Origin of the sequence: Frankia torreyi (assembly GCF_000948395.1) — a bacterium.
GTDB classification, from domain to species: domain Bacteria; phylum Actinomycetota; class Actinomycetes; order Frankiales; family Frankiaceae; genus Frankia; species Frankia torreyi.
On the sequence record NZ_JYFN01000027.1, the window covers coordinates 15,815 to 31,126 of the forward strand.

Consider the following 15,312-nt stretch of genomic DNA (forward strand, 5'->3'; position numbering starts at 1 on the left):
GGCGCGCAGGGTGCGCCGTCGCGTGGGTCGCGCCGAGGGGGTCAGCCGCGCTTCGGCTGGTACCAGCGGCCGACCACGCGCCGCGCCAGCCAGCCGAAGAAGACGAAGACCGCGACGCCGAGCAGGCTCGCGGTGAGCGTGGTCGCCCACAGGCGCTCGCCCTCCAACCGGGAGGTGAACACCGACAGGTTCGTGCCGAGCCCCGGCTCACCCTGCTTGAAGAAGAACTCGCCGACGATCGCCCCGATGACCGACAGTCCGGCCGCGTTGCGGAACCCGGTGAACATCGACGGCAGCGCCGCTGGCAACTGCAGCTTCCACAGCCGGGTCAGCCGGCTGGTGTGGTGCAGGCTGAACAACTCGTGCATGCCCCGGTCGACCGACTGCAGCCCGAACAGCGTGTTCGACACGATGGGGAAGAACGCGATGATGACACAGACGATGATCCGGCTGGTCAGGGCGAAACCGAAGAAGAAGCTCAGCACCGGAGTGAGCGCCAGGATCGGCACCGTCTGGATCACGACGGCCCACGGGTACAGCGAGTTCTCTATCCACCTGGCCTGGCTCATCGCCACCGCGACGGTGACCCCGATGACGATCGAGATGGCCAGGCCGGCGAAGGTGACCTCACAGGTCAACCGCAGCGCGCTCATCATCGTCGTGAAGTTCGACCAGTCGAGAAAGCCGACCCGGACGACCTCGTGCGGCGGCGGCAGCATGAACCGCTGCTGGTCGTTGAGCACCCCGTCGGACACCGCGTACCAGATGCCGATGAACACCGCGAACACCGCCCCGGGCAGCAGCACGAAGCTGACCAGCCCGGCGCCGCGCCGGCGAGATCGGGGGCGGGGCGGTGTCGCGCCGATCGCCGGCGTCGCCGCGGCCGCGTCGCCGGTCGCGTCCGTCTCGACCGCGGAAGGCACCGTCACGCTCAAGACTCGCTCCTGAGATGGTGCGAGACCTCGCCGCACAGGGCGGCGAACTCGGCGCTGTAACGCAGGTGCGGCGAGCGTGGGTAGTCGAACGGGACGGCGAGATCCGCCTTCACCCGTCCCGGCCGACCGCTCATCACCACCACCCGGGTGGACAGGAACACCGCCTCCGCCACCGAGTGGGTGATGAACAGCGCGGCGAACCGGCGCAGCATGAACATCCGCAGCAGCTCGTCGTTGAGTCGTTCGCGGGTGATCTCGTCGAGCGCGCCGAACGGCTCGTCGAACAGGAAGATCGAGGGGTCGAGCACGAGCGAGCGGGCCAGCGACGTGCGCATCCGCATGCCGCCAGACAGCTCGTGGGGCAGATGTTCCTCGAAGCCGGCGAGCCCGACGAGGCTGATCGCGTCGGCGACGCGACGCCCCCGCTCGACGGAGTCGAGGTGCTCCAGCTCCGCGAACAGCCGCACGTTGTCGCGGACGTTGCGCCAGGGCAGCAGAGTGGCGTCCTGGAAGACGTAGCCGACGTTCTTCGAGGCCACGTCGACGGTTCCGTCGGTGGCCTCGTCCAGCCCGCTGGCGATGCGCAGCAGGGTGCTCTTGCCACACCCCGACGGTCCGACGATCGAGACGAACTCGCCGGGGCGGATCGTCAGGTCGGTGTCGGTGAGCGCGACGGTGCCGTCCCGGAACCGCTTGCGCACCCCCGCGAAGTGCAGGGCCGGCGCGCCGGACAGGGCCGGCGCGCCGGATCCGGTGGCGTCGGCGGTGGCGCCGGCGGCGGTGTCGGCGATCGTCATGAGGCGGCCTCCCACTGGTCCGGTTGGGCGTCGTACGGCTCGGTCCCGGGGCGCCGGACCGGCTCGGCGCGCGGGGCCGGTCGGCGCGGTTCGGTGAGTTCCGAGTGCACCGTGGTGCGGGCCACGACCCGGCCGGCCCGCCACACGGTCCGCTGCTCGCCGGCCGCGGCCAGCGCCTCGAGGGCGTTCGCCGCCGGCAGCGCGACAAGATCGGCCGGGCTGCCCGAGGTGATCGAGACGGCCGGCAGCCCGAGGGCGCGCCGCGGCGCGCCACTCACCGCCACCAGCGCCTCGTCCGGGGCGAGGTGCCCGCAGGTGACCATCAGCGACGCGGTCTCCAGCGCGTCGCCGCGGCCGACGAGGTTGAACGGGTCACGCAGGTTGTCGCCGCCCGCCGCCACGGTCACCCCGGCGCGGCGCAGCGGCGCGACGGCGGTCAGCCCGCGCGGGGTGCCGACCGCATGGTTGCGCCCCTGGAGGAACAGGTTGGTCTGGGGTAGCGCGACGACGGCGATGCCGGCGGCGGCGACCTGCTCGCTGACCCTGTCCTGCACGTCCGGGGGCTGCATCGCGAGGCTGACGCAGTGGCTGGCCGTCACGCCGTGCGGGAAACCGGTGCGGCCGACCAGGTCGGCGAGCGTGGCGAGGGTGAGCAGCCGCGGGTCGAGGGTCTCGTCGGTGTGCAGGTCCAGCGGGCGGCCGGCCTCGCCGGCCGCGTCCAGGCAGATCGCGACCGCGCGGTGCGGCTCGGGGTCGAGGTGTGGGCAGCCGCCGGCCACGTCGGCTCCCTCGGCCAGCGCGCGGCGCAGGTCGCGGCCGGGTTGGCCGTCCAGCGGGTTCGACACGAGAGCGACGAGCTGCAGGTCGACCAGGCCGCGCCAGCGTTCCCGCACGTCGACGAGTGCCTCCAGCGCCCGCATGCCCGACTGCACCCCGACGTTGACGTGCGTGCGGATGTGGGTGGTGCCCATCGCGAGCTGGATGCGCAGCGCCGCCTCGGCCCGGGTCGTGAAGTCCTCGACCGTCGAGCCGGGCAGCAGGGTCTGGATCGCCTCGATCGCGCCGGCGAGATCGCCGGTGACATTGCGGGCCAGTGACGCGGTGAGCGCCTTGTCCAGGTGCGCGTGCGGCTCGACGAACGACGCCAGCAGCACCTGGCCGGTGAGGTCGACGTCGCCCGGGCCGACCCGGGCGACGTCGACGCCCGCGCCGCTCGGGACGACCCGCCCGATGACGCCGTCCGACAGCTCCACGTCCACCACGTCGCCGTGCGCGGTCATCGCGCCCCGAAGCCAGCTCATGACGTCCGCGCCCGCGTGCCGAGGATCCGGTGGGCGATCTCGCCCTCGATCGCCACCCGGTTGCGGTCCCGGCAGTTGACCCCGGCCCGGACGGACACGCCGGCGTCGGTCAGCAGCCTGGCCCGGTAGGACGGCGGGAACTGGACGCGGGCACCGCCGTGATCGCCGAGGAGGCAGGCGTCGGCCACCGGTGCGAGCTCCGCGCCGCACGCGCGCAGGCTGTTCGCGGACATCGCCGCCGCCGGCAGGTCGGCCACGATCACCGGTCGTACCCCCGCGGCCGCGAGGAACGCCGCGGCCGCCGCGGAGCGGGCCGATGCTGGCCGGACCGATCGGCCGGCGATGGCGGGCTGGTCGAGGTACGGCCAGGCGTCGAGGGCGTCCAGGAAGGGGCACGGGCCGAGTTCCGGGACCTCGCAGCGACCGTCGGACTGGACTCCTCCACAGGGGCCGTGGTCCATCCTGTTGGGACACCGGGCGACTTGGGACACCGGGCGACCGCGCCACGCCAGGTGGCGTCCGCAGCCGCTCCGATGTTCATCACGCCAACACTGTCCAGCCCGGCGGTCTACGGGCGATTTCCGCTCGATAAAAGATGAGTTTCGACCATGGTGACCCTGGATCCAGGTTTACGTAACCCTCAGTCGTGATCGTCAAGGTATCGCCGGCGACTGCTACGTTCCGTCATCGGTTGATCACCCTGTGCCGGGCCCGGCGTGCATCCCAGGTGCCTTCCGGCGGTCGGTTGCCCCCCTCGTCTCGAGAAAAGACTCGTCACGTCAATCTAGGATGCTAGCATCCTACCTAGCGGCAGCCCGGAGTGATCGACGTGCGCCTGCGCGCCGATGCCCATCCGCGCGGTGAAGCGGTGAAGCGGGCGCCGCCGCAGATGGAATCGTCGAGAGGAACGGCAAAATGATCAACGGGCTGCGAACCGCGGAGCCGGACAACACGGCGGTGCGGGTCGCGCTGTGGCGGGCCGTCCACGTCCAGGTCGACCCGCCGCCGCACGTGTTCGAGGACGAGATCGGGCTGCGGCTGGCGGCCCCGGACGGCGGATGGCTGCGCCGTCCGGACATGGACCCCTCCGCCACGAGCCGCATCCGGGCGTCCATCGTGGCGCGTGCACGCCTCATCGAGGATCTGGTCGTCGAACAGGCCGGCCTCGGTGTCGACCAGTACGTCATCCTCGGCGCCGGCCTGGACACCTTCGCCCAGCGTCGGCCGCAGCTCGCCGCCGGCATGCGGGTGTTCGAGGTCGACCAGCCGGGTCCGCAGGAGTGGAAGCGGCGGCGCCTGACCGAGCTCGGTCTCGGCGCCCCGCCCTGGCTGCGGTTCGTGCCCGTGGACTTCGAGGCGGGCGGCTCCTGGCGGCAGGGGCTGGTGGCCGCCGGTTTCGACGCGGGCCGCCCGGCCGTCATCGCCTCCGCCGGCGTCTCCATGTACCTCACCGGGGACGCCATCGCGGCCACGCTTGGCCAGGTCGCGGCCCTTGCTCCCGGCTCCACCCTGGCCATGACGTTCATGCTGCCGCTGGAGCTCGTCGAACCGGCGGAGCGCCCCCTACGGGAGGCGACCGAACGCGCCGCGCGGGCCGCCGGCACGCCCTTCGTCAGCTTCTACGCCCCGCAGGACATGCTGGCGCTGGCCCGCGACGCCGGCCTTGGCGCGGCACGGCACGTGTCGGCCACGAGCCTTGCCCGCCGCTACTTCGCCGGCAGGTCGGACGGGCTTGCCCCGTCCAGCGCAGAGGAGCTGCTGGTGGCGGTCACCCAGGAACGCAACCCGGCGGGCCCGGCCCTGGCGTGACCCGGTGGAGCGGGCGGCGGGCGAGCCGCAGCCCGCCCGCCGGGTCACCGGGATCGTCAGGTCCCGCAGGGAGCGGCGGGGAGGTCGTGGGCGGCCGCGGCCGCGTACTGTTCGGCCCAGTCCGGAAGACGCCGATCGTCCGGGGTCGGCTGCCACTGCCCGTCGCGCAGGGCGTAGTCCCAGCCGGGCCCGACCCGCAGGTATCGCGCCACCGCGGCGATCAGGCGGTCGACATGATCGTCCGTCGTGCCCACCCCGATGCTGGCCCGCAGCGCCCCGCCCGGCGCCCCCAGCCGGGCCAGCAGCGGGTGCGCGCAGAACCGGCCGGCGCGCACCCCGATGCCGTGCTCGGCGGACAGGTACGCCGACACCCGGGCCGGGTCGTGCCCGGGCAGCGAGAACGTGACGACGCCGACCGCGTCCTGCCAGGCTCCGGCGCCGTCGCGGGTACGCCGGCCGCCGTCCGTGCTCGGGCCGCCAGCGCTGTTCGGGGTGGCCTCGGGGTCGGACCAGATGCGGTGGATCACGACGCCGTCCAGCCCGGCGAGCCCGCCCAGCAGCCGCGTGCGCAGGTCCGACTCGTGGCGTTCCCAGGCGCCCGGGGGGAGCGCGGCAAGCGTGCGGCACGCGGCGGCGATCGCGGTCGCGCCGGCGAGGTTGGGGGTGCCGGCCTCGTGGCGGGCCGCGCCGGTGGCCCAGTCGACGGCGTCGGTGCTCACCTCGCGGACGGCCCCGCCGCCGGCCAGGTAGGGGGGTGCGGCGTCGAGCCAGTCGGCCCGGCCGACCAGCACTCCCGCGCCGAACGGCGCGTACAGCTTGTGCCCGGAGAACGCCAGGTAGTCGACGTCGTCGGCGGCCATGTCGAGGTGGCGGTGCGGGGCGAGCTGGGCGGCGTCGACGAAGATCCGTGCGCCGGCGCGGTGTGCCAGCCGGGCCAGCCGGGCCAGCGGGGGCGTCTCCCCGGTGACGTTGGAGGCACCGGTCACCGCGAGAAGAGCCGTCGGTGCCGCGGTCAGCTCGGCCTCGAGCGCGGCGAGACTCTCGGCCAGGGTCGATCGGGCGGCGACGGATCGGTAGCCCGCGCGGGCGCGCCAGGGCAACAGGTTCGCGTGATGCTCCACGTCGAACACGACGACCCCGCCGGCCGCGTCGGCGGCGGGCAGGCACCGGGCGAGCAGGTTCACTGCATCGGTGGTGTTGCGGGTGAACACGGTGAGGTCACCGTCGCGGGCGCCGACGAATCGGGCGACGTCGCGCCGGGCGCCCTCGTAGAGGGTCGTGCACACCTGGGAGGCGAATCCGGCGCCGCGGTGCACGCTCGCCGAGTAGGGCAGCACGCGGGCGACGTGCTCGGCCACCGCGGTCAGGCACGGTGCGCTCGCCGCGTGGTCGAGGTTGGCGTATTCTGCCCACCCGCCGCCGACCAGCGGCACGCCCAGCCCCGCTCCCTGCACCGCCAGCAGCGCGCCGGGCGCGGGGTGCTGCCTCTGGTGCGGGTTCGGAAGGCCGGGCGCGGCGGCGCCGGTGGGCTCGTCGCCGGTGGGCTCGGCGCCGGCGGCCTCGTCGCCGGTGGGCGCCCGGCCGGCCTGCCGTCCGGTCGGCCGGGCGGGGCAGGCCTGCCGGGCGAGGGACGGGGGCACGGCAGAGATGATCGACGTCATCATCGCTCCTGGTAGGACCCACGAAGGGTCGGCACTTGCCGTCGGCGGGGTTGCCGCGGCCTCGTCACCACCCGGGGCACCCCGCTGCATAAGGAGGGTTGCCGGCCAGCAAGCCGGGGCTGAACGCTGGCGCTCAAGACGTGGGAGGAACTTTAGCAAAACCCGAATTCCCGCGGGCGGGTGTCGTCTGACGCGGCTCAGCCGCAGCTTCGCCGGAACGCGATGCCCGGCACCTCGCGGGCCCACTGCGACCGCGACAGCCCGCCACCTGCGGCCGCACAGGCCCGGACGCGCGGGTCCGACCCCGGCCGAGCCGGTCGTAACCAGTCCTCGGGTCGGCGCTTGTCGTCGGCAAAGTTGCTGGTGGCGAGGACGCGTCCGTCGGGGCTGAACGCCGCCGCGGAGATGGGGGCGGGCACGGTGTCGCCCTCGTCGTGGGGGCTGGCGTGATGCCGGTCGTCGGCGAGCAGGGCGGGAACCCGGCGGTCCGCGATCTTCCACAGGCGTAGGTGCCCGTCCCCGCCGTCGGCGGGACGGCTGGTGGCGGCCAGGGTGTCACCGGCGGGGCTGAACGCGACCGCAGAGAGGTTGTCCGCGACTCGCACCGCGGCGAGCGGAACGGGACGCCCGGGGTCCGTGACGTCGAGCAGCCGGAGCCGGCCGCTGACGTCCGTCGCGGCGGGGGNGGGACCGGGCACAGGGTACGGCCGGCCGCTGGCGATGGCGAGGGTGTGTCCGTCGGGGCTGACGGCGACCGCGGCGACCCGCTGGTCGTCGGCCAGGTCGGCAAGCAGACGGGGGGTCCGGGCACGGGTGACGTCCCACAGCCGCACCCGGCCACCGATGCCACCGTCAGCCATGGCACTCGCGGTGACGAGGGTGCGGCTGTCGGGGCTGAACGCGAGCGCGGTGAGCTTCTGCTCTTCGGGCAGGTCGACGAGCCAGCGGGGCGAGCGCGGCGATGTGACGTCCCACAGCCGTCCCCGAGTTCCGGCCGTGCCTTGAACAGCCACGGTGGCGAGCAGCCGGCCGTCCGGGCTGAACGTCACGGTCGTTGTCGTCGCCCCGCCGGCGTTGACGGTGCTGGTCCGGACCGGATGGCGGACGTTGGCGGCGTTCCAGAGCGTGATCCAGCCGGTGCGGCCGGCGGTGGCCAGGGTGTAGCCGTCGGGGCCGTACGCGACCGCGTTGATGCCGCCGTCGGTTCCCATGTCCAGAACGCGCCCCGGCCGGCCGAGGTCGGTGAGATCCCAGCGTCGCCAGCGCCCGCCGTCGCCCGTGCCCGGCGGGTAGGCACCGGCGGTGATCAGGTGGTGGCCGTCCTGACTGAACGTCAGGGTGGTCAGGAGCTGGTCGTCGTCAAGGCTGGCGACGGGTCTGGGACGGCCTGGATCGGCGAGGTCCCACAGCCGCAGCCGGCCGCCGGTGCCATTGCCGATGTCGCCGGCGGTCGCGACGGTCTGTCCGTCGGGGCTGACCGCGACCGCGGTCGGGGGCTGGTCGTCGTCGACCTCGGCCAGCAGAGACGGGCGGCGCTGGCCGGTGGTGTCCCAGATTCGTAACCGTCCGCCGCCGGCGGCGTCGCCTCGGCCGACGGTGGCGAGCCGGCCGCCGCCGAAGCTGACGCCGATCAGAGCCTGGTCGTCGTCGACCGAGGCGAGCGGATCGAGGCGGACAGTGGAGCCGGGACGGAGGCGGTCGGCCCCGGAGATGGCCCACAGGCGCAGCAGTCCGCCCCGGCCGTCGCGGCGGCGGCCCGTGGTGGCGAGGAAGCGTCCGTCGGGGTCGCTGGCGACCGAGGTGAGGAACTCCCTGCCGTCGTCGGCGGAGACTGCCAGGCGCAGGGTGCCGGGGCTGGTGAAGGACCACAGGCGAAGCCGGCTGCCGCCGCCGTCGGGGAGTTGGCCGGCAGACAGGAGGCGACCGTCGGGGCCGAACGTCAGGGCGGCGGGTGTCTCCCTGGGGATCTCGACCTTGGCGGCGAGGGCGGGCGGGCGGGTGTGGGCGAGGTTCCACAGCCGCAGCCAGCCGCCGGGCCGGTCGACGTTTCGGCTGAGGACGGCGAGCATCCGGCCGTCGGGGCGGAACGCCAGCGCGGCGGGTTCCTGGTCATCGTCGACGCAGCCGGCGGTGACCGGGACGTCGACTCCGATCGACCCGCCAGGTGCGGCAACGGCGGGGGAGGACAGTCGGGCCGCGGGCATCCAGCAGATCCGCCCGCGTCGTCGCGGCTCGCTGAGATCGGAGCGGTACCGGCCGCCGGTGGCGAGGACGTCGCCGTGCGGGCTGACGACTGCCGCCGTGGCGGTCACCTCGTCGCCCATGCCGGCGTCGACGCTGGCTGCCCAGGACGTGCCCGCGACCGTACCCGCGAGGCTCTGTCGGTTCTCCGGGGTGTCCTGTAGCGCGATGGCGGCGAGTCCCAGGCGCAGCGCTCGAGGCAGGTCGCCGTCGTCCACCTGCTCGGCGCGAGCGGCCAGCAGGCGGGTCATGGCGGACCGCTCGCGGGCGAGGGCGACGCCGTGCTGTTCGGCCGCGATCAGGCCCGCCGCGAGGAGTGTCGCGGCGAGAACGAGGGCGACCCGTCGCCGTTGAATCCGCCTGCGCCGCCGGCTCGCGGCCAGGAACATCCGGGTGAGTTCGGGAACGTCGCGCGGCCGCCGAGGGTGTGTTCGGCTCGTCGGGCCCGGTCGGCGTCCCACAGGTGGCTGGCCGGGTGGCCTTCCTGCGCCCAGTGACCGGCGGCGTCGAGTGCCTGCGCGCCCAGCCGGAGCCGGGCGGTGGATGCCTGGATGACGTCGGCCAGCGGCGGCCACGCCGTGACGATCTGCTCGTGGGCGATGGCGATGACCTGCCCGGTGTCCGCGGCGTCGCCGGTCGGCTGCGCCGCGCCGGCCCCGGGTGCCCGCCGTCGACCGAGGATGCCCCGAGCACGCCACCCCGTGGTCCCGGTTTGCAGCCCTCGACCGGGCCCGGCGCCGATGGCGCTCCCCCCGTCATCGCCTCGGCCGGGCCGGCCGTCCTCTCCGGCCTCGCCGCCGGACCTGGCCTCGCCGCCGGGTGGGTCGCTGGCCGGTCGGTGGATGGTGAGCAACCGCCGGTTGACGAAGAATCGCAGGTCAGCCCTGATCAGAGGGGGAAGGTCGTCAAGAGGGACCCGTCGACGGGTGAACTGGCCGTGGTCGTCGATGGTGATGAGCTGCAGCAGGCTGTCGAGGACCTCCCGGCGGGTGCGCCCGCCCTCCCGGGCCGCGTCGGACAGCGCCCTGTTCGCCTGCTGGACGAGGGCGCCCCGAACCCCGCCGAGCCGCTCGTAGTGCTGGGCGGACAGGGCCCCGCCGCGGGGCACGCCGGCGGCGAGTTCCCCCAGGACGAAGGCGAGCAGGGGCAGGGCGTCGCCGCTTCCGGTGTCCGCGACCAGGCGGGCCACCAGCTCGTCGTCGACCTCGATGCCGGCATGCCGGGCGGGTCCGGTGACGATCAGCGGGAGCGTCTGCGGGCTCAGCGGCCTGACCGAGAAGGTGTCGACGGGAAGGCGGGTACGGGAGGCCAGCGACATCAGCGGGTGGACGAACTCCGACCGGGCGGTTGCGACCACCCGAGCCGGTCCCCGCACCGCCTCCCGCAGCACCGAGGCGAACAGGATCTGCTGCTCCTCGCTGGTCTCGACCAGCAGTTCCTCCGCCTGGTCGACGATGAGCAGCAGCCGGCGCGCCCCGGCGGCGTCGAGGAGGACCTCCAGCAGGCGCGTGATCTCCCCCGGGTCGTCGAGCGCATCGACGAGGGCGTCGGTCCGCCAGGCCAGGCCACGGCGGCCTTCGACGGCGAGCAGGCTGGCGAGGGAGGACAGTGCCGTCGCCTTCTCGCGCGCGGCGGGGACCAGCGGCGGCAGGACGAGCCACTGTGGATCCGCGGCCAGGTGCGGCGCCAGCCCGGCCCGGACGAGCGACGACTTCCCGCAGCCGGACGGGCCGATGACCAGGACAAGCTCGTCCGTGCGCGGCCCGGCCTGCGCACGGACCCGTTCGGCGAGCTGGCGGCTTTCCGCCGCCCGGCCGAAGAAGATCCGAGCCTGGCCCGCCGTGAACGCGGCCAGGCCCGGGTACACGGTCAGGTCCGCCGACCACGGCCCGCTGTCCACACCGTCGAGTCGCCGCAGGGCTTCGAGGAGGGCCGCGCGCGCCGACTCCCCATCGCCGTCGAGATCGGTCCACTGGATCTCGTTGGAGATCAGCCGGTGGTCGACGTGCGTGTCGACCCGGACCGGTAGCAGCCGCAGCCGGTTGGCCAGGGCGATGCCCACCTCCGCCGCGCACCAGGGCGACTGCCCGAAGGCGTCGGTGACGACGGCGACGAGCGCGTCCGCCTCGTACAGCTCCTCGAACAGTCGTCTGGCCCAGATGTCACCGACTCCGAGACCGCTTTCCAGGTCGTGATCGAGAAACGTCCGGTGACCAGCTGCCCGCAACCAGGCCGACAGCCGCTCCGCGATGGCGAAATCGACGCTGGCGTGACTGATGAAAACCTGTGCCACCTGCACCGCCCCAAATGCGCCTACGGCGGTGGAACCACCGGCGAGATGGCATGGTAACGCCTCGGTGGAAGCCGTGGTCGCGGGCGGCGGCAAGCCGACAATCGGTTCCGCCGTTGGCGGGTGCGGCGGTATTGGTGGCCCCGGCGGTCGATAGGGATCGGGGGACGGCTGCCTGGTCGCCATGCCCCCGCGTATCGCGGGCTGGATGTGCCCCGGGGAATGGGGCCGTCCGGGAATTCATGCGGGTGGGATTGGCCGGCTGGCGTCGGCGCCGGCTGGAATGCGGCGAGAAAGAACTCATGCTCAGATTGGGTGTCATGTTCGACGACGGTCAAGACGGTGTTACCCGTCGGGCGTCATCATCCGGTAGGCGCCGGTAGCAGCATCGGGATGCCTCTGGACGGTCCGCGGCGAGCCGCCTGGAATGGTCCTCAGGCACGAGCGCAGGGAAGTCGATGATGAGCGTAACGCGGTCCGGGGTGGCCGTTGCGTCGGCCCCCATCCGCGACCCCCACCACCCGCCCCCGGCGGTGCCGCCGGGTTCCGACCAGCATCCACGAGGTGTCTCCATGACCGAGGTTCGTTTCGGCGTCACCCTGCCGTTGCCCGGCATTCCGTTGCGGGAGCACCGCCGCATCGTCACCGGACTCGTCGACGCCGGCTACAGCGACGTGTGGACGGCCGAGGGCGGGGGAGCGGACGCCTTCACCCCGCTCGCGGCCGCCGCGGCGTGGGATCCTCGGCTGCGCCTGGCCAGTGCCATCGTGCCCGTGCACACCCGCGGGCCGGCGGTGCTCGCCCAGACCGCGACGACGCTGGCCGATCTCACCGCCGGCGGGCTGGTCCTCGGCATCGGCTCGTCCGTGCCCGCCCACGTGACCGACCTCAATGGCATCCCGTTCGACGAGCCGTTCCGCCGGACCCGGGACACGCTGCGTTTCCTCACCCGAGCCCTGCGGGGGGAGGTGGTGTCGGGCGCGTTCGACACGTTCACCGTTCGCGGCTTCGCGCTGCCCGAACCGCCGGCCGAAACCCCCAAGGTCATCCTCGGTGCGCTGCGGCCGGGCATGCTCCGTCTCGGCTTCACCGAGGGAGATGGTGCGGTCACCAACCTCCTGTCCGCCGAGGACCTGGCCACGGTGCGCGCCACCGTGGGCCCGCAGCCGGCCGGCAAGGAACTGGTCGTCAAGGTGTTCGTCAGCCCGACCGCGGACGCCGACGCGGCCCGCCGCGGCAGCCGCCCGTTCCTCGCCTGGATCCTCAACCAGACGCCGTACCACGCCTTCCACGCATGGCTCGGCAACGGGGACCTGCTCGCCGCCTCCCACGAACGCTGGCGCGCCGGCGACCAGCACGGCGCAGCCGCGGCCCTGCCCGACGACGTCATCGATCGGCTGTTCATCCACGGCACGCCGCAGCAGTGCCGCGACCAGATCGCCGCCTTCGTTCAGCCGGGCGTCACCGCGGTCCAGCTCTACGTCCGGCTGGAGCCGTCGTTCGTCCGGGGGACGACGCAGGCCGGGGCAGGCGGCGGGTTGACGTGGCGCTCCGAGGAGTTCACCGAGCGTGCCCTCGATCTGCTACGTGCCCTGCGTCCCCGGTCGGCTCAGGGTGCTCCGTCGGGTCAGGGCGCTCCGTCGGGTCAGGGTGCTCGGTCGGCTCAGGGCGCTCGGTGATGTCGCGCTACTCGGCGGCGCCGAGGACGCTGGCGAGGACGAGCAGCAGCAGCACGATAACGGCCACACCCGCCAGCCACGCCCGGCGCGCTCGCAGCCAGGCGCATCCGGCCGCGGCGACGCCGGCGGCCGGCGTCGCCGCCAGGACGAGCATGCCGAGCAGGATGACGGCGCCGGCCCGCCCGTGGCGCAGCCCGCCACCCAGGTCGGACAGCCGCATCGCCGCGCCGCCGCCGAGCGGATCCCCGCCCGCGCCGTGCAGCCAGCCCGCGCCGCCCTGGGCGACGGCGACCGCGAGCCCGGCGAGCACCAGGGCGGCACCGAGCGCCCCACCGATCCGCAGCACCAGCGCGACCTGACGGGCCCCCGTCTCGGATGCCCCCGTCTCGGATGCCCCTGTCGGGGATGTCGACGTCGGGGATGTCGGCGCCGGGACCATGGCGGGAACTGCCTCTCCGGGAACTGCCTCTCCGGGAACTGCCGGCGAGGGGCCGCGGCCCGGGGGGTGGGGCCCGGGGGCGGTGAACCGTTGGCCGGACCGCCGGCCGGGCCACCGGACCGCCCTCACGCGAGGCCCCGCAGCAGCATCTGGACGCTGATGACGAGCAGGACGACGAGGAAGATCACCCGCAGCGCCCCCACGGGCACCACGGCCAGCAGCCGCGACCCGAGGCGCGCGCCCACGACGGTCCCGAGCGCCACCGCGCCGGCCAGAGCCGGCACGACGTCGCCCCGCTGCAGGTAGACGACGGCGCTCGCCGCGCCGGTCACCCCGATCATGAGGTTGCTCGTCGCCGTCGACACCTTGAGTGGTAGCCGCATCGCGAGGTCCATGGCCGGCACCTTCATCGCCCCCGAGCCGATGCCGAGCAGGCCACTGACCGCCCCGGCGGCGGTCATCATGGTCAGGCCGGTCGCGGTGCGAGTGACTCGGTAGGGCCGGACGTCGCGGACGGCCGTGCCGGCGGCTGTGTGGGTGCCGGTGCCGTGCAGGCTCAGGGTGTCGGCGATGCGGTCGGCCGGCACGGCCGTGCCGGCGCGGTCCTGCCGGTTGCGCAGCATCTGCACCGCGCTGAACACCAGCACGACACCGAACACCGTGTAGAGCGTGCGGGCGCTGAGGTGCCCGGCGAGCAGCGCCCCGGCGACGGCACCGATCACCGTCGCCACCTCCAGGGTGACCGCGACGCGCAGGTTCGCGAAGCCCTCGTCGAGGTAGCGCGGTGACGCCGCGGCGCTGCCGGCGACCACCGAGATCACCGAGGCGCCGATCGCCAGCCGCACGTCGAGACCGAAGGCCAGCGTCAGGATCGGGACGACGAAGGTGCCGCCGCCGAGTCCCAGCAGGCTGCCCAGGCAGCCGGACGCCACGCAGACGGCGGTGATGGCGACGATCTCGGCCAACGGGCTCACGGCGCCTCACAGGTCAGAAAATTAGTTCTGGTACAGAGAATATCTGTATCAGAACGATCCTGCTGGCGCGAGTGACGTAGCCGGCTGCTAGCGGATCACGGCCACCGGGCAGGGGGCGTGCGCCACGCACTGGTGGCTGACCGAGCCCAGCAGCAGCTCGGCGAACCCGCCGTGGCCGCGGCTGCCGACGACGAGCAACTGCGCGTCCGTGGCGCTGCGCAGCAGTGCCCGGGCGGCGCCGTCGGCGACGGCCTCCTTGACCACCGGGACCGGCAGCCCGCCGCCATGCTCGGCGATGATCGTGTTCACGGCGTCGTCGAGGGTGCGTTGCGCCTGCTCGGCGAGCGCGGAGCCGAAGTCCGCGTAGATCCCCGGGTACACCGGCACGTCGAGATGCCAGGCATGCACGGCGCGCAGGGCGGTCTTGCGCGCGGCGGCGGCCTCCACCGCCCAGCGCAGTGCCCGCAGCGAGCCGGCCGACCCGTCGACGCCGACGACGACCGGGCGTTCGTCCACCGACGTCGTGTCCGCGCCCACCGCGTCTGTCGCCCCTGTTGCCCCGCCGGACCGGTCGGCGCCGCCGCGCACCACGACGACCGGCAGTGGCGCGTGGTGGACGACTCCCTGGCACACCGACCCGGCCACCAGCCGGTGCAGCGCGCCGGGCCCGCGCTCGCCGACGACGACGAGCTGCGCGCCGGTCGCGATCCCCAGGAGCTCGGGCACCGGGCTGCCCTCCTCGACGCGTTCGGTCACCGTGACCGCCGGGTCGTGGACGCGCACCGCCGCCACCGTGTCCGCCAGGACCCGCCGTGCCGCCTGCTCCAGCCCCGCGCGGTCGGCGCCGGCCGCCCTGTCGAAGACCGCGCGAGGTTCCCCGACGGCGTCCCAGACCAGCGCCGCCGTCACCGGCAGCCGGCGCCGCGCACCCTCGTCGACGGCCCAGCGCAGGGCGGCGATCGACTCCGGGGAGCCGTCGACCCCCACCACGATGCCGCCCGTGCCGGCCGCGTCCGGCTGAACCGCGTCTGACCGAACCACGCCCGGCTGAGCCGCGGCGGTGCCCGACTGGCCCGCAGTGTCCGACTGGCCGGTGACGTTCGACTGGTCCGCCCCGTCCGTGCGGCCTGTGGTCTGCGCCATCGTTGTCACCCTTCTCGCCACCGTGATTCCCGACACCGTCCAC

11 protein-coding genes, 1 pseudogene and 1 riboswitch are annotated in these 15,312 nt (G+C 74.0%); of the genes and pseudogenes, 2 read left to right on the forward strand and 10 right to left on the reverse strand.

Features of this window, described 5'->3' with window-relative positions; all coding sequences use genetic code 11:
* Positions 1-41 precede the first annotated feature (41 nt).
* From FF36_RS17255 to FF36_RS35995, 4 genes are read right to left on the reverse strand one after another with little or no spacing between them, the layout of a single operon-like run.
* A complete protein-coding gene (locus FF36_RS17255; protein ID WP_052681188.1) occupies positions 42-935 on the reverse strand; it encodes an ABC transporter permease in 894 nt (297 codons plus the stop codon).
* The gene (locus FF36_RS17260; RefSeq protein ID WP_052681197.1) at positions 932-1,732 is read right to left on the reverse strand and encodes an ABC transporter ATP-binding protein; all 801 of its coding nucleotides are present in this window, start codon (positions 1,730-1,732) and stop codon (positions 932-934) included. Before FF36_RS17260 ends, FF36_RS17255 begins: the two co-directional genes overlap by 4 nt.
* Positions 1,729-3,033, reverse strand: a complete 1,305-nt coding sequence (locus FF36_RS17265) for an amidohydrolase family protein (RefSeq protein WP_044886126.1) — start codon at positions 3,031-3,033, stop codon at positions 1,729-1,731. Before FF36_RS17265 ends, FF36_RS17260 begins: the two co-directional genes overlap by 4 nt.
* Positions 3,030-3,524, reverse strand: a complete 495-nt coding sequence (locus FF36_RS35995) for a methylenetetrahydrofolate reductase C-terminal domain-containing protein (protein WP_242419043.1) — start codon at positions 3,522-3,524, stop codon at positions 3,030-3,032. The genes FF36_RS17265 and FF36_RS35995 overlap by 4 nt, the downstream gene beginning before the upstream one ends.
* A gap of 424 nt (positions 3,525-3,948) precedes the next feature.
* On the opposite strand from FF36_RS35995, the gene FF36_RS17275 reads away from it, so the two are divergent.
* Positions 3,949-4,842: a class I SAM-dependent methyltransferase gene (locus tag FF36_RS17275; protein ID WP_044886127.1), complete on the forward strand. Its 894-nt coding sequence runs from the start codon at positions 3,949-3,951 to the stop codon at positions 4,840-4,842.
* Between the two features lie 56 nt (positions 4,843-4,898).
* On the opposite strand, the gene FF36_RS17280 is transcribed toward FF36_RS17275, so the two are convergent.
* The 3 genes and pseudogenes from FF36_RS17280 to FF36_RS17290 form a co-directional block, all read right to left on the reverse strand.
* Positions 4,899-6,503, reverse strand: a complete 1,605-nt coding sequence (locus tag FF36_RS17280; RefSeq protein ID WP_052681198.1) for an aminotransferase class V-fold PLP-dependent enzyme — start codon at positions 6,501-6,503, stop codon at positions 4,899-4,901.
* 26 nt (positions 6,504-6,529) lie between these two features.
* Positions 6,530-6,644: riboswitch (SAM riboswitch) on the reverse strand.
* Between the two features lie 545 nt (positions 6,645-7,189).
* A pseudogene (locus FF36_RS40905) lies at positions 7,190-9,133 on the reverse strand (WD40 repeat domain-containing protein); the annotation flags it as partial.
* Positions 9,043-11,037 carry an nSTAND1 domain-containing NTPase gene (locus FF36_RS17290; RefSeq protein WP_199865423.1) on the reverse strand — a complete coding sequence of 665 codons (1,995 nt, stop codon included), beginning with the start codon at positions 11,035-11,037 and terminating at the stop codon, positions 9,043-9,045. The gene FF36_RS17290 and the pseudogene FF36_RS40905, both read right to left, overlap by 91 nt.
* A 569-nt stretch (positions 11,038-11,606) precedes the next feature.
* On the opposite strand from FF36_RS17290, the gene FF36_RS17295 reads away from it, so the two are divergent.
* Positions 11,607-12,713, forward strand: coding sequence for an LLM class F420-dependent oxidoreductase (locus FF36_RS17295; RefSeq protein WP_044886129.1), 1,107 nt, complete (start codon positions 11,607-11,609; stop codon positions 12,711-12,713).
* Between the two features lie 7 nt (positions 12,714-12,720).
* Here FF36_RS17295 and FF36_RS17300 read toward each other — a convergent pair whose 3' ends face one another.
* From FF36_RS17300 to FF36_RS17310, 3 genes are all read right to left on the reverse strand, one after another.
* Entirely contained in the window at positions 12,721-13,059 is a 339-nt protein-coding gene (locus tag FF36_RS17300) for a DUF1634 domain-containing protein (protein WP_236705835.1), read from the reverse strand.
* A gap of 218 nt (positions 13,060-13,277) precedes the next feature.
* The gene (locus FF36_RS17305; protein WP_044886131.1) at positions 13,278-14,126 is read right to left on the reverse strand and encodes a sulfite exporter TauE/SafE family protein; all 849 of its coding nucleotides are present in this window, start codon (positions 14,124-14,126) and stop codon (positions 13,278-13,280) included.
* An 87-nt stretch (positions 14,127-14,213) separates the two neighbouring features.
* Positions 14,214-15,269, reverse strand: a complete 1,056-nt coding sequence (locus FF36_RS17310; RefSeq protein ID WP_236705837.1) for a universal stress protein — start codon at positions 15,267-15,269, stop codon at positions 14,214-14,216.
* Positions 15,270-15,312 lie beyond the last annotated feature (43 nt).

Bases quoted from the DNA above. Each gene is read 5' to 3' on its own strand.
- FF36_RS17295 (WP_044886129.1), top strand. From the start codon at position 11,607: ATGACCGAGGTTCGTTTCGGCGTCACCCTGCCGTTGCCCGGCATTCCG.
- FF36_RS17280 (WP_052681198.1), bottom strand. From the start codon at position 6,503: ATGACGTCGATCATCTCTGCCGTGCCCCCGTCCCTCGCCCGGCAGGCC.
- FF36_RS17275 (WP_044886127.1), top strand. From the start codon at position 3,949: ATGATCAACGGGCTGCGAACCGCGGAGCCGGACAACACGGCGGTGCGG.
- FF36_RS17265 (WP_044886126.1), bottom strand. From the start codon at position 3,033: ATGAGCTGGCTTCGGGGCGCGATGACCGCGCACGGCGACGTGGTGGAC.
- FF36_RS17260 (WP_052681197.1), bottom strand. From the start codon at position 1,732: ATGACGATCGCCGACACCGCCGCCGGCGCCACCGCCGACGCCACCGGA.
- FF36_RS17310 (WP_236705837.1), bottom strand. From the start codon at position 15,269: ATGGCGCAGACCACAGGCCGCACGGACGGGGCGGACCAGTCGAACGTC.